Here is a 13,468-nt window from a genome sequence, read left to right as displayed (position 1 = left end):
AGAGGTTTGAGTGTTCTGATGCTCATCGCATCGGGCACAATCCTGTGCTCTGAGCATCAGTTGAGGGGGCCGACCACGGTGACCGTGGAAACAAGAGCCACGAGTACGAGCGGCGAGGCCGCCGCCACACCGCGACAGCCGAAGAGCTCGCTCGCCCGGGACAGCGCCATCTCCGCCGGCGGCTCCCTGGTCTCCCGGGCCACCGGCTTCGTCCGCAGCGCCATCGTGGTCGCGGCGCTCGGCACCACACTGCTCGGCGACGCGTTCAATGTCGCCAACACCGTTCCCAACATCCTGTACTTCCTGCTCATCGGCGGCGCCCTCAACGCCGTCTTCGTGCCGCAGCTGGTGCGCGCCGCCAAGGAACACCACGACGGCGGCGCCGCGTACACCGACCGGCTGCTCACCGCCTGCGTCCTCGCCCTGCTCCTCCTCACCGCCGCCGCCGTGCTCGCCGCGCCGTGGCTGGTCACCGCGTACGCCCCCGGCTTCACCGGCGCGCAGCGCGATCTGACCGTGGCGCTCGCCCGCTACTGCCTGCCGCAGGTGCTGTGCTACGGACTGTTCACGCTGCTGGGGCAGGTGCTCACGGCGCGCGGCCGGTTCGGGGCGATGACCTGGTCGCCGGTGCTCAACAACCTTGTGGTGATCGGCGTCTTCGGCCTCTACATCGCCATCGCCGGCCAGGTCACCGACGCGGGCGCGATCACGGACGGGCAGTCGATGCTGCTCGGGCTCGGCTCCACCGCCGGGATCGCGGTGCAGGTGCTCGCGCTGCTGCCGGCGCTGCGCGCGGCCGGCTTCCGGTGGCGGCCCCGCTTCGACTGGCGCGACTCCGGGCTCGGCACCCCGTTCCGGGCGGCGATCTGGACGGTGCTGCTGGTGCTGGTGAACCAGGCCGCGTACTGGGTGGTCACCCGGCTGTCCACCTCGGCGGGGGTACGGGCGGCGGCCGAGGGCATCGCCGAGGGCGTCGGCTTCACCGCGTACACCAACGCCTATCTGCTGTGGGTGGTGCCGCAGGGCATCATCACCGTCTCGCTGGTCACCGCCATGCTGCCGAGGATGAGCGCCAAGGCGGCGGACGGGGACCTGGCGGCGGTGGGACGGGACATCGCGCGCGGGCTGCGCGGCAACGCGGTGGTGATCATCCCGGCGGTGCTGGGGTTCGTCGCGCTGGCCCCGCAGCTGATGGGTGTGGTCTTCGGACACGGGCAGACGAGCGAGGCGGACGTCCGGGCGCTGGCCTGGATCCTGATCGCCTTCGCCCCGGGGCTGCCCGCCTTCGCCGGGCAGTACCTGCTGGCGCGCGGCTTCTACGCGCTCAGTGACACCCGTACCCCCTTCTTTCTGAACGTGGTCATCGCGTCGATCAACGCCGGAGCGGCGGTGGCCAGCTATCTGCTGCTGCCCGCCCGGTGGGCGGTGGCCGGCATGGCGGCCGGGTACGCGCTGGCCTGCACGGTGGGACTGCTGTGCACGGTACGGGTGCTGTCGCGGCGCATCGGCCGCTGGCCCGCCACGTCCGGCACCCAGCTGCGGCTGGTGCTGGCCGCCGCCCCGGGCGCGGCGGCGGCGTACGGCCTGGGCCTGCTGTTCACGGACCGGCTGGGCTTCGGCCTGGCGGCCAACGCGGCCGGCCTCCTCACCGGCGCCCTGGCCCTGGCCGCCTCCGTCCTGCTGCTGGCCCGCCCGCTGCGGATCACGGAGGTGGCGACGCTGACGGCACGGGCCCGCGCCGTGCTGGGCCGCCGAGGCGGCGGCAAGGGAGCCCACTGATGAGCCGCCCCGCAGGGGGTTCGGCGGCCGGGGACCGACTCCGTGGACGCGCGACGGGCCGGCGGTGGCGGGGCGCCACGGACCCGGCGGGTGCGGCGGGTGCGCGGGGTGGCGGTGGTCCGGTTTCGCGAGGCGTGACCCTGCCGGGGCCGGGCGGGTCCCTCGGCGGCCGTTCCGGGCGAGGTCCGAGCGCGGCGGGGCGGCGACGGACCGACGCCGCCGCGCCGCCCTTCGGCGGCGGTGGCCGGCCACGGCCGGCCGGCTGCGCCGCCGCGCCGCCCTTCGGCGGTCCGGGGCGGCGGCGGTCCGAGGCGGGCGGTGACGGTGGCTCGCCGGTGCCGGTGCCGGTGCCGGTGCCGGGTGCCGGGGGACGGCGGTTGACCGGGCGGGGCGCCACGGCTTCGCCCGGCGCCGGGGCGACCGGGGTCCTGGCCCTCCGGCCGCCCGGCGTACGCGCATCCCGACGCGCCGGTGCCGCTCCGGCGCGAGCCGGGGCGGGAGGCGGCCGGTGAGCGGCGGGGATCATGAGGCGTTCGACGCCTTCTACACCGCGACCGCCGCGCGGTTGACCTCCGCCGTGTACGCGGTGACCGGAAATCTCGCCGACGCCGAGGACGCCGTGCAGGAGGCGTACGCGCGCGCCTGGCTGCGGTGGGACAAGCTGTGCGCCGAGGGGGACCCGGCGCCCTGGATCCGTACGGTCGCGCTGCGGCTGGCCGTCAGCACCTGGCGCAAGGCCCGCAACCGGCTGCGGGCCCAGTTCCGGCACGGCCCGCCGCCCGACGTGCCGGCGCTCGCGCCGGACCGGGTGGCGCTGATCGAGGCGGTACGGGCGCTCCCCGCCGATCAGCGCACCGCCGTCGTGCTGCATCACCTGCTGGACCTGCCCGTGGCACAGGTGGCCCGGGAGATGGGTGCCACCGACATGGCCATCCGCACCCGGCTCAGCCGGGCCCGCAAGGCGCTCGCCGTCCGGATGGACGGCGGCCCCACCGACAGACCCTCGGCCGGGACGCCGGCCCCGCGCCGTACCCCCCATCACCGGAACCGGAAGGGACTCCCGTCAGCATGAGTGACGACGGCCTCGACGAAGGACTCCGCGCCCTGCGGGATGACCTCGCCCCCGGCGTCGCCCTGCCGGACCCGGCGATGGTGCGGCGGCGCGGCGCCCGCCGCCGGGCCCGCCGCCGCACGGCCGGGGTGACCCTGTCGGTCGCCCTGCTGGCCGCGCTCGGCGTCGGCGGCTGGCAGCATGCGCCCTGGCACGACGACCCGCCCCCGTCCGTCGCCCAGCCCGCCCCGCCGGACGACCGGGACGACCCCTCTTCGGCGGATCTCCCGGAGATGCCGCCCAAGGCCCTGCTGGGCACCTGGCGCGGCTGGAAGTGGGAGGCGGCCGAACCGCCCCGGGCCGTGGAGAAGCGGCTGTCGGAGTTCACCGACGATCCGGAGTGCGGCTGGCCGCTGACCGCCGAGGCGTTGGGCGCGGATGCCCACCGCGCGGACTTCTACCGTGAACTCCGGGGCGGCGCGTGGGCCTCCTACGAGGCGATGGCCTTCGCCGACCAGTTGACGGCGCGGCGGGCGCTCATGCGGTTGCAGGGGGACCCGAAGCGGTGCGGGCTGATCGCGTCCGGCGAGACCGGCGAGGACAGCCAGATCGATCTCGCGGACGGCTCCGTGGTCTGGCTGGCCTGGCAGCGCCTGGAGACCGCGTCCGGCCTGGAGGCGACCACTCTGATCGCCCAGCGCGGCAACCAGGTCGCGGTGCAGCGCACCCTCCTCGAACGGGATTCCGAGACCGCCTATCACGTGGAGGACCCGGCCGGCCCCTGGGCGACCGACTGGCCTCTGGGCCCGGACGAGAGTACCTACACCTGCATGGCGGTGCTGATGGCGGGCGAACTCGGTGTGCCGGATGACGGCTGGAGTTGTCCGGCCAAGGGCTGAGACGCCACCGCGCCGGATGTGACCAGCGGGTAGGGTCTTGCTGTGCCGAAGCCGCTCAGCCTGCCGTTCGATCCCATCGCCCGCGCTGACGAACTGTGGAAGCGCCGATGGGGCCCCGCCCCCGCCATGACCGCGATCACCTCGATCATGCGCGCCCAGCAGATCCTGCTCGCCGAGGTCGACGCCGTCGTCAAACCGTACGGGCTGACCTTCGCCCGCTACGAGGCGCTGGTGCTGCTGACGTTCAGCAAGGCCGGCGAACTGCCGATGTCCAAGATCGGCGAACGGCTGATGGTGCACCCGACCTCGGTCACCAACACCATCGACCGGCTGGTGCGCTCCGGCCTGGTCACCAAGCGGCCCAACCCGAACGACGGGCGCGGCACCCTCGCCTCGATCACCGGCAGGGGCCGCGAGGTGTGCGACGACGCCACCCGGGATCTGATGGCGATGGACTTCGGCCTGGGCGCGTACGACACCGAGGAGTGCGCGGAGATCTTCGCCATGCTGCGCCCGCTGCGGGTGGCGTCCGGCGACTTCGCGGCGGAGTGACCCGGCCGCAGGCCGCCCGGAATGACCCGATAGGCTGCGCCGCATGAAGCAGAGCGTGCTGACCCGCTACCGGGTCATGGCTTATGTCACCGCTGTGATGCTGCTGGTGCTGAGCACCTGCATGGTCTTCAAGTACGGATTCAAGATGGGGCACGACGTCACCTTCGTGGTGTCCCAGATCCACGGCCTGCTGTACATGGTCTATCTGGTGTTCGCCTTCGACCTGGGGCAGAAGGCCCGCTGGCCGTTCGGCAAGCTGCTGTGGATCCTGGTCTCCGGGAGCATCCCGTTCGCCGCGTTCTTCGTGGAGCCGCGGGTGGTGGCCGAGGTCAGGCCGCTGATCGCGGCGGACGGCGAGGACGACGACGCGCAGGACGCGTCCACCTCGCTCAGCAAGGTCTGACGCCCGCGCCGGTGCCTGCCCGCGGCAGCCACCGGCGCACTTCGCTCGACATTTACTAGGACGTCCAAGTAAATTGGCGTCATGGGTACCAACGCCGATGCCATCGCCGCCGGCCGCCTCCGCTGGCAGGCCCGGTACGACGCCGCGCGCAAGCGGGACGCCGACTTCACCACCCTCTCCGGTGACCCCGTCGACCCGGTCTACGGGCCCCGTCCGGGTGACACCTACGAGGGATTCGAGCGGATCGGCTGGCCCGGTGAGTACCCGTACACCCGCGGGCTGCACCCCACCGGGTACCGGGGCCGCACCTGGACCATCCGCCAGTTCGCCGGCTTCGGCAACGCCGAGCAGACCAATGAGCGCTACCGGATGATTCTGGCCGCCGGCGGCGGCGGGCTCTCGGTGGCGTTCGACATGCCCACCCTCATGGGCCGCGACTCCGACGATCCGCGCTCGCTCGGCGAGGTCGGCCACTGCGGGGTGGCCATCGACTCCGCCGCCGACATGGAGATCCTCTTCCGGGACATCCCGCTCGGCGAGGTCACCACCTCCATGACCATCTCGGGACCGGCCGTCCCCATCTTCTGCATGTACATCGTGGCCGCCGAGCGCCAGGGCGTGGACCCGGCCATCCTCAACGGCACCCTCCAGACCGACATCTTCAAGGAGTACATCGCCCAGAAGGAATGGCTCTTCCAGCCCGAGCCGCACCTGCGGCTCATCGGCGACCTGATGGAGCACTGCACCGCCGCCATCCCCGCCTACAAGCCGCTGTCCGTCTCCGGCTACCACATCCGCGAGGCCGGGGCCACGGCGGCGCAGGAGCTGGCGTACACCCTCGCCGACGGCTTCGGCTACGTCGAGCTGGGCCTCAGCCGCGGCCTGGACATCAACACCTTCTCCTCCGGGCTCTCCTTCTTCTTCGACGCCCACCTCGACTTCTTCGAGGAGATCGCCAAGTTCCGCGCCGCCCGCCGGATCTGGGCCCGCTGGATGCGCGAGGTGTACGGCGCCACCAGCGAGAAGGCGCTGTGGCTGCGCTTCCATACCCAGACCGCCGGGGTCTCGCTCACCGCCCAGCAGCCGTACAACAACGTGGTGCGCACCGCCGTCGAGGCACTGTCCGCCATCCTGGCCGGCACCAACTCCCTGCACACCAACGCCCTGGACGAGACCCTGGCACTGCCCAGCGAGCGCGCCGCCGAGATCGCGCTGCGCACCCAGCAGGTGCTCATGGAGGAGACCGGTGTCACCAACGTCGCCGATCCGCTGGGCGGCTCCTGGTACGTGGAGCAGCTCACCGACCGGATCGAGGCGGACGCCGAGAAGATCTTCGAGCAGATCAGGGAACTGGGCGCCGGGCGCGCCGAGCACCCCATCGGGCCGATGACCTCGGGGCTGCTGCGCGGCATCGAGGACGGCTGGTTCACCGGGCACATCGCGGAGGCGGCCTTCCAGTACCAGCGCGCCCTGGAGAAGAACGACAAGCGGATCGTCGGCGTCAACTGCCACACCGGGTCCGTCACCGGCGAGCTGGAGATCCTGCGGGTGAGCCACGAGGTGGAGCACGAGCAGGTACGGGTCCTGGCGGCCCGCCGCGCCGCCCGCGACGACGCGGCGGTACGGGCCGCCCTGGCCGAGCTGGTGCGGGTGGCCAGGACCGAGGGCAACATGATCGAGCCGATGCTGGACGCTGTGCGCGCCGAGGCCACCCTGGGCGAGATCTGCGGTGTGCTCAAGGACGAGTGGGGCGTCTACACCGAGCCGCCCGGCTTCTGATCCCGCCGCTCGGTGCCGCTCGGTGCCGCTCGGTGCCGGCACGGGTCGGCGCGGGTCGGCCGGGGTCAGTACGGGCGTTCGCGGGCCAGCGCCCGCATGTGCAGGCCCTTGGGCATGAGCGTCACCTTCGCGGCGGCCCGCACCGGGCGCCCGCCGGCCGGGATCAGCCGCCACCGGGAGATGATCGCGGTGAGGATCAGCGCGGCCTGCGCCATCCCGAACCGGTCCCCGATGCATTTGCGGGCGCCCGCCCCGAACGGGATGTACGCGCTGCGGTCGGCCGGCGGCGACAGCCAGCGGTCCGGGTCGAAGGTGTCCGGCTCCTTGTAGAGGTCCGGCAGCCGGTGGATGAGATACGGGCTGTAGCCGACGATGGTGCCGGCCGGCAGCACCACCCCGCCCAGCTCGGTGTCGCTGGCCACGGTACGGGTGGTCAGCCAGGCCGGCGGGTACATCCGCAGCGTCTCGGCCAGTACCCGGTTGGCCATCTCCAGGCCGCCCGGATCCACCAGCACCAGCGGGGTGTCACGCAGGGCCTTGCGGCCCTCCTCGTACAGCAGGATGTCCAGATCGGTGCGCTGGGCGAGCAGATGCAGCGCCCAGGCCACGGTCGCGGCGGTGGTGTCCGAGCCCGCGTACAGGAAGATGATCACCTGGTCGACCAGTTCCTCGTCGGACAGCGAGTAGCCGCCGCCCTTGCTGTCCGGGTCCACGGCGTTGGCCAGGGAGGACAGCAGATCGCCGTGGTCGGTGGTGGCGGAGCGGCGGGCGGCGATGATGTCGAAGACGGTGGCCTTGAGCCGGTGCAGCGCCCGCCGATAGCGGCGGTTGGCGGGGACCGGCAGCCGGTTGAGGGTGGCGGGGGTGACGGCCCGCCGGAAGATGCCCTCGCTGAGGATGATGAAGTCGTCGAGGATCTGCGAGGCGACGGCGGACGGCAGTGAGCGGGCGAACATCGTCTCCACCGCGACCTCGGCCGTCAGCCGGGTCAGCGCCTCGGTGACGTCCACCACCTGGCGGTCCTGCCAGGACTTGGCCAGGTTCTCGGCGAGATCCGCGAACGCCACGTTGTAGCCGGGGAAGCGGTCGGCGTGGAAGGCGGGCTGGCACAGCCGGCGCTGCCGGCGGTGCATGTCGTGCGGGCAGCTGAGCAGGCTGTTCCCGGCCACCTCGCGGCCCCGTTCGAAGAGCGGTCCGCCCTTGTCGAAGACGCTGTCGTTCAGCAGGACCTGCCGGGTCAGTCCGGGATCGCAGACCATGACCACCGAGCGGGTACCCATCCGGATACGGACCAGGCCGCCGTGGTCGGGCAGCGAGGAGACGAAGTCCAGCGGACGGCGCACCAGGGGCACGGCGTGCCCGAGCAACGGCAGGGCGCCCGGGGCGAGGGGGAGTGAGGTTACAACGGTCACGGATGCACCCCTGCTCCACCGGAAGGCCGCCCACACCCGGCCGCGCCCGCGCACGGAAGCACTGGCGATGGCGCGCGCGCACCCGATCGCGCCCCCGCGCTGCGCCGTGCCGTGCCGCGTCTCAGGGTCCCGGTCCGCCGCGCACCGCTCGCCAGGCGGCGGCCAGTGGGCGGGCGCAGAACCGGAACGCCGGTCCGTGCGCGGGCAGTTGCGCCAGATAGCGGTCGGCCCGCGACAGTTCCCGCATCGCGTAGCCGCGCAGCCGCGCGGCGTCCCAGCCGTCCGGCCAGAAGTCCACGCCACGGCCGAGGTCCTCGCCCTTGTCCTGGTAGATGTTGACCGCCTGGAGCGCCCGGCCGTACCCGATGCCGAGGGTACGGTCGGAGCGGGTGCCGTCGTACCAGCTCCACAGATCGCTCAGCAGCAGGACGAGGGTGCCGGCGACGGCGTAGGTGTAGCGGTCCAGATCCCGCTCGGTGTGGATGTGCCAGCCGTGCAGCGCCCAGCCGCCCATCCGTTCCGCCATGGTCGCGAAGGTCTCCCGGATGCGCGGCGCGATCTGCGGCGGTGCGAGCGCCGCCCATTCGCCGATACGCAGGCTGACTTCGGGGAGCGGCACGGAGCAGTCGGCGAGGACGGCCTTGAAGTCCTCGGGGCGGCAGCGCTCTTGCAGTACGGCGCTGATGCCGCACAGCAGGATGTCTTTTTCCTTGGGGGGGAGTTCGGGATGATCCTCGATCTCATCGATCGCCCGCATAAGCAGATAAGCCGATGAAAGTGCTTCGTTCAGTCCCGCCGGCATCGTGGTCACCGGCACGTACCAAGTAGTGCTGTACTCCCGGATGGCCCGATGCGCTTCCAGCAAAGCAGCGGTCATCGCCCTTATCCCTACGCAGTCATGGGCACTTTAGCGCCTTCTGGGCCAGCTTGCGTGAAGGGCCCGACCGATGATGAGTGCGCACGGGGGTGGCGTGGTGACTCCGCGGACCGGCCTCCCGCGATCGGGAGCCGCCGCTTCACTCTCCGGAGTGGTTTGGGGAAGGGACTACGGGCGGAAAGGCGTAAGGGTTCCCCCGTACCCGTCAGCTACCCCCCAGGAGCGGCCCGCTGTGGCGTCCCCCGACCCCGCCCCCGACCCCGCCCGCGTACCCGCACCCCGCCCGGCCCGCCGGCACCCCCAGGAGCGGCGGATGACGCTCGGCGCCCGGCAGTGGGCCGAGCGCTTCGCCCTGATCCACGGCGAGGAACAGGCCCGGGCACTGGAACGCGGCGCCCCCGCCGCGCTCGCCGCCGCCATGCTGCCCGACGCCCACTGGCCCCAGGCCGAACTGGCCGCCTGCTGGATGACCTGGACCTTCTTCGTCGACGACCAGTACGAGGAGGGGTCCGGCGGCAGCGCGCCCGCCTGGTCGGGGGTGACCGGCTCCGTACGGTCCCTCCTCGCCGGCCAGCCCCCGCCGCCCGGCGCACCGCCGCTGATCCACGCCCTGGCCGATCTGCTCACCCGGCTGCGGCCCTACGCCTCGCCCCGCTGGCGGCAGCGGTTCGCCCGGCACATGGCGGACTCCCTGGCCGCCGTACGCCGCGAGATCGAACTGCGGGACGCCGGGCTGCCACCCACCCTGGACGAGTACCGGCCGCTGCGCCGCGACACCAGCGGATTCGTCCCGACCATCGACATCCTTGAGCTGTGCCACGACGCCGAACTGCCCCCCGACGTCTACCACTCGGCCGACTACCAGCGCGTCGTACGGGCCGCGATCGACGTCAGCGCCTGGACCAATGACCTGTACTCCCTGGACAAGGAGATCGCCTGCGGCCTGGTCACCAACCTGGTGCTGGTGCTGGAACACGAACGCGGCCTGGACCGGCCGGCGGCGCGGGCCGCCGTACGCACCCTGATCGACGACCGCGCCACCGGCCTGGCCGCCGCCCTGCACCGGCTGCCCCCGGGACCCGCCCCGGCCAACCGCTGCGCCACGGCCGTCGGGGACCTGGTGGCCGGCTGGCTCAACTGGCACGCCACCGGCACCGACCGCTACCACCGGCCCCCGCCACCGACCGGACGGCCGGCGACAGTTGCTGACCGTGGCGCCGTCGCACCACCAGGCGCGCCGTCGACATCGTGAACGTGACTCCCTGCCCCGTCGCGGACCCGGTCCCCCCGTGGGCCGCCGTCGTACCCGCGCCGGCACTCACTCCGGGACGCCGACCGCACCCCCTCGGCGGCCCCCGGCGACCGGTTCGCCGCCGCTCAGCGCCCGGCGCCGGTACGCCCCCGGCGGCAGGCCGTATGCCGCGCTGAACGCCCGGTTGAACGCCGCGGCCTGCGGAAAACCCCAGCGGGCACCCAGTTCGTGCACCGCGGTGCGGGACTGCGCCGGGTCGGTGATGTCCTGGCGGCAGCGTTCCAGCCGCCGGTGCCGGATCCAGCCGCACACGGTGAGCCCGTGCCGCTGGAAGAGCCGGTGCAGATAGCGGGTGGAGATGTGGTGCGCCGCCGCGATCCGGCCCGGGGTGAGGGCCGGATCGGCCAGCCACCGTTCGATGAAGGCCCGAACCCGCAGCATGAGCGCGTCCTGGTGCGCCTGCGGCGGCGCCGCCGCGTCCGCGTGATGACCGAGCAGCACGGCGATCAGATCGAGTGCCGCGACCCCCAGCCGGGCGGCGTCGGCGGGCCCGTACCCGGCGGCGCCGGCCATCAGCCGTACCAGGAACTGGGTGAGCAGCGCGCCCAGCGCGTCCTGCCCGGACAGCCGGGTCGCCAGCAGCCGGTCGGCGGCGGCGGCCGGCAGCGGCAGCAGGGTGTGCGGGACGATGACGTGGATGGTCGAGGCCGGCCGCGGACCGGTGGGGCCCTCGTCGTCCCAGATCCGGCCCCAGTAGGGCCGTGAGGTGTCGGAGAGCACCAGCTCGCCCGCGCCGAGCAGGGCATCCCGTCGCAGGTGGGAGACGCCGACCCGGCCGCGCAGCACCAGGGAGAGCTGGTACTGCTCCGGGTCGGAGCGCCGGACCAGCTCGGCGGTGCGGTCCGAGCGCAGCGCCGGGCAGTCGGTGACGGTCACCGTCACCGGCCCCAGGCGCACGGCCCGCATCGTGGCCCGGAAGCGATCCGTGTCCTCCGCCCTGATCCGGCACGGCGCATGGCTGGCGAAGGCCGCCTCGCGCCACTGCTCGAACGGCTGCGCAACGGGCAGCCCCGGTCCGTGGAACTGGTTGGTCGGCACCGAGCGTTCCCTTTCGGCTCGCGCCCTCCCCCCGTCGTGGCACGTCCGGCCACGGGCGCCACAGCGTAGTCAACCCGCCCCCGATAAGCGTTCGCTGAACGCTGCGTCACGGTCGGCGGGCGGTGTGCGAGCGCCATGGGCCCGGCCGCGTTCCGGAACGGTGCGGCGACGGGGGAGACTGGTGTCATGCAGCCACGCAATATGTCCATGAGCGGAGCCGTCGATCTCTCCGCGGTGAAGGCCGCCGCCGAGGCGAAGCAGAAGGCCGAGCAGGCCAGGGCCCAGCGGGCGGCCCAGCCGGAGGGGCAGGGCGACGCGGCCGGCGCCCAGCTGGTGATCGATGTCGACGAGGCGAGCTTCGAGCAGGAGGTGTTGCAGCGCAGCACCGAGGTGCCGGTGGTCATCGACTTCTGGGCCGAGTGGTGCGAGCCCTGCAAGCAGCTCAGCCCCGTACTGGAGCGGCTCACCGCGGAGTACGCGGGCCGGATCGTTCTGGCGAAGATCGATGTCGACAGCAATCAGATGCTGTTCCAGCAGTTCGGGGTGCAGGGCATCCCCGCCGTCTTCGCGGTGATCGCCGGGCAGGCGCTGCCGCTGTTCCAGGGGGCCGCGCCCGAGCAGCAGATCCGGCAGGTGCTCGATCAGCTGATCCAGGCCGCCGAGGAGCGGTTCGGGATCGTGGGCGTCCAGGCCGCGCCGGGCGAGGGGGCCGCCGCGTCGCGCCCCGCCGCCCCCGAGCCGCCGTCGAACCCGACGCTCGCCGCCGCGCACGCCGCCCTGGACGCCGGGGACATGGGCGGCGCGATCCGCGCGTACGAGAATGTGCTGGCCGATGAGCCGGCCAACGAGGAGGCCAAGCTGGGCCTGGGCCAGGCGCGGTTGCTGGACCGGGTGCAGGGCGCGGACGCGCAGCGGCTGCGGCTGGAGGCCGCCGCCGACCCCGGCGATGTGGCGGCGCAGCTCGCCGTCGCCGATCTGGATCTGGTGGGCGGCCATGTGGAGGACGCCTTCGGCCGGCTGGTGGAGACGGTGCGGCGGACGGCGGGGGAGGAGCGGGACACGGTGCGGGTCCGGCTGCTTGAGCTGTTCGAGGTGGTCGGTGCGGACGATCCGCGGGTGACCGCTGCCCGGGGGTCGCTGGCGCGGGTGCTCTTCTGAGTCATAGTCTGGTCATCTGCTTAGCAGCGGCGGCGGTCGTGCTTTGCCAAAACTTGGCACTGTACGGCCGCCGCTACGTTCTGTGGTGTGCCTCACGTTTGGGCGGGCGGATGTCCAGTTGGGGGCCTTGCGGGCGCAGTTGTGGGTCTCACTCTCCGTGTACCGGGGAGGATGGTCAACAACCCAGTGCGATAAGGCATTTACCGGCGGGTAACCAGCCCCTTGTGCCTTTCCGTGAGATGCACCACGATCGGCCAGACCGGTGGAGCCACGCACCGGTCGGGGAACAGGGGGGTACGCGCCGTCACAACGGCGGGTCCTGGTCCCCGGAGAGACCGTGCAGTCGGCGGTCAGTGGCTGTCGTCGGGGTGCAGCCCGGTGGCAATGCTTCTCCCTCCTGGCCTCCAGGCGGTCCTCCCCGAGAGGGGGCACCCCCGGACCATCGGGCGCCGGAGCCGGAGCAGTTCGTCCGAGAAGGAGGAAATTCATGGAGTCACAGCCTCGCGGCGGCACCAGATGGAAGCGCTTCGGTCTGGTCATGGTGCCGAGCGTGGCCGCCACCGCCGCGATAGGCATCGCGTTCGCCCAAGGGGCGCTCGCGGCGTCATTCGCTGTCTCCGGACAGCAGTTCAAGGTCACCACCCAGGTGCTGGACGGCACTGGATTCACCCAGTACGGGGCGGTGGACGTCAGACACGACGGGGAGCGGATTCCGGTCGCGGTCTCCTCGTTCAACAAGGCGACCATCACCGGCCTGTGTCAGTCGGTCGTCGTACCCACCCCGTTGGGGAACATCACGGTGAAACTCACCGCGGGCTATGGTTCCAGGCCGGTGGAGGCGCAGAATCTCTTCATCGACCTGACCAATCTGGATGCCGGTACCGCCGAGTTCACCGGTATCGACATCGGGGTGAGCGTCGACCACGTGAGCAAGGGCCCCAAGCCGCCGGACGGAGAGAGATACGAGTCGGGCTCGTTCGCACAACAGTCCGACCGGGCCGTGCTGACGAATGTCAAGCAGACGGCGTGGGCCACGTCAGCCGGTACCTTCAAGCTGCCGGGGCTCAGCCTGAACCTGCACCGGGGCAAGAACGAGTGCTACTGACGGTGTGAGGTCCGCCGGGGGCAGGAGGCAGCACCGCTCCCGCCCCCGGCGGCCCCGCCGAAGCACCTAGACAACCCGCCGGGTCCGGTCCGCCGACGGCCGC

Annotated in this window: 12 protein-coding genes; 9 read left to right on the top strand and 3 right to left on the bottom strand. The window is 72.5% G+C overall.

Going from position 1 to position 13,468, the window contains the following annotated elements; all coding sequences use genetic code 11:
- Nucleotides 1-78: 78 nt before the first annotated feature.
- From murJ to icmA, 6 genes are all read left to right on the top strand, one after another.
- Nucleotides 79-1,779, top strand: a complete 1,701-nt coding sequence (murJ, locus tag AC5WRL_RS19095; RefSeq protein WP_496089807.1) for a murein biosynthesis integral membrane protein MurJ — start codon at nt 79-81, stop codon at nt 1,777-1,779.
- Between the two features lie 508 nt (nt 1,780-2,287).
- Entirely contained in the window at nt 2,288-2,851 is a 564-nt protein-coding gene (locus tag AC5WRL_RS19090; protein ID WP_496089806.1) for a SigE family RNA polymerase sigma factor, read from the top strand.
- The gene (locus tag AC5WRL_RS19085) at nt 2,848-3,729 is read left to right on the top strand and encodes a hypothetical protein (protein WP_496089805.1); all 882 of its coding nucleotides are present in this window, start codon (nt 2,848-2,850) and stop codon (nt 3,727-3,729) included. The genes AC5WRL_RS19090 and AC5WRL_RS19085 overlap by 4 nt, the downstream gene beginning before the upstream one ends.
- Nucleotides 3,730-3,771: 42 nt before the next feature.
- The gene (locus AC5WRL_RS19080; protein ID WP_496089804.1) at nt 3,772-4,281 is read left to right on the top strand and encodes a MarR family winged helix-turn-helix transcriptional regulator; all 510 of its coding nucleotides are present in this window, start codon (nt 3,772-3,774) and stop codon (nt 4,279-4,281) included.
- Between the two features lie 43 nt (nt 4,282-4,324).
- Nucleotides 4,325-4,684, top strand: a complete 360-nt coding sequence (locus AC5WRL_RS19075) for a DUF3817 domain-containing protein (protein WP_496089803.1) — start codon at nt 4,325-4,327, stop codon at nt 4,682-4,684.
- Between the two features lie 81 nt (nt 4,685-4,765).
- On the top strand, nt 4,766-6,463 hold the full coding sequence (gene icmA, locus AC5WRL_RS19070) for a coenzyme B12-dependent isobutyryl-CoA mutase large subunit (RefSeq protein WP_496089802.1): 1,698 nt from the start codon (nt 4,766-4,768) through the stop codon (nt 6,461-6,463).
- A gap of 65 nt (nt 6,464-6,528) precedes the next feature.
- Here the strand turns inward: icmA and AC5WRL_RS19065 are convergent, their stop codons facing one another.
- The gene (locus AC5WRL_RS19065; protein WP_496089801.1) at nt 6,529-7,875 is read right to left on the bottom strand and encodes a cytochrome P450; all 1,347 of its coding nucleotides are present in this window, start codon (nt 7,873-7,875) and stop codon (nt 6,529-6,531) included.
- 121 nt (nt 7,876-7,996) lie between these two features.
- Entirely contained in the window at nt 7,997-8,752 is a 756-nt protein-coding gene (locus AC5WRL_RS19060) for a squalene/phytoene synthase family protein (protein ID WP_496089800.1), read from the bottom strand.
- Between the two features lie 232 nt (nt 8,753-8,984).
- On the opposite strand from AC5WRL_RS19060, the gene AC5WRL_RS19055 reads away from it, so the two are divergent.
- Nucleotides 8,985-10,004 carry a terpene synthase family protein gene (locus AC5WRL_RS19055; protein WP_496089799.1) on the top strand — a complete coding sequence of 340 codons (1,020 nt, stop codon included), beginning with the start codon at nt 8,985-8,987 and terminating at the stop codon, nt 10,002-10,004.
- A gap of 66 nt (nt 10,005-10,070) precedes the next feature.
- Here the strand turns inward: AC5WRL_RS19055 and AC5WRL_RS19050 are convergent, their stop codons facing one another.
- Nucleotides 10,071-11,102 (bottom strand): AraC-like ligand-binding domain-containing protein, encoded by a 1,032-nt coding sequence (locus tag AC5WRL_RS19050; protein ID WP_496089798.1) that lies wholly within the window; start codon nt 11,100-11,102, stop codon nt 10,071-10,073.
- Between the two features lie 186 nt (nt 11,103-11,288).
- Here AC5WRL_RS19050 and AC5WRL_RS19045 point away from each other — a divergent pair, with 186 nt between their 5' ends.
- Together AC5WRL_RS19045 and AC5WRL_RS19040 are read left to right on the top strand one after the other, a co-directional pair.
- The gene (locus tag AC5WRL_RS19045; RefSeq protein ID WP_496089797.1) at nt 11,289-12,260 is read left to right on the top strand and encodes a tetratricopeptide repeat protein; all 972 of its coding nucleotides are present in this window, start codon (nt 11,289-11,291) and stop codon (nt 12,258-12,260) included.
- Nucleotides 12,261-12,747: 487 nt separating this feature from the next.
- Entirely contained in the window at nt 12,748-13,365 is a 618-nt protein-coding gene (locus tag AC5WRL_RS19040; protein WP_496089796.1) for a DUF6230 family protein, read from the top strand.
- Nucleotides 13,366-13,468: the final 103 nt, after the last annotated feature.

This window comes from Streptomyces sp. NTD107 (assembly GCF_059510435.1).
The sequence above is the reverse complement of the archived record's forward strand: the minus strand, read 5'-3'. Positions and strand labels throughout refer to the sequence as shown.

What these genes read in the sequence shown, in the direction of transcription:
- AC5WRL_RS19085 (WP_496089805.1), top strand. Translation starts at nt 2,848, where the DNA reads ATGAGTGACGACGGCCTCGACGAAGGACTCCGCGCCCTGCGGGATGAC.
- AC5WRL_RS19075 (WP_496089803.1), top strand. Translation starts at nt 4,325, where the DNA reads ATGAAGCAGAGCGTGCTGACCCGCTACCGGGTCATGGCTTATGTCACC.
- icmA (WP_496089802.1), top strand. Translation starts at nt 4,766, where the DNA reads ATGGGTACCAACGCCGATGCCATCGCCGCCGGCCGCCTCCGCTGGCAG.
- AC5WRL_RS19060 (WP_496089800.1), bottom strand. Translation starts at nt 8,752, where the DNA reads ATGACCGCTGCTTTGCTGGAAGCGCATCGGGCCATCCGGGAGTACAGC.
- AC5WRL_RS19045 (WP_496089797.1), top strand. Translation starts at nt 11,289, where the DNA reads ATGCAGCCACGCAATATGTCCATGAGCGGAGCCGTCGATCTCTCCGCG.
- AC5WRL_RS19040 (WP_496089796.1), top strand. Translation starts at nt 12,748, where the DNA reads ATGGAGTCACAGCCTCGCGGCGGCACCAGATGGAAGCGCTTCGGTCTG.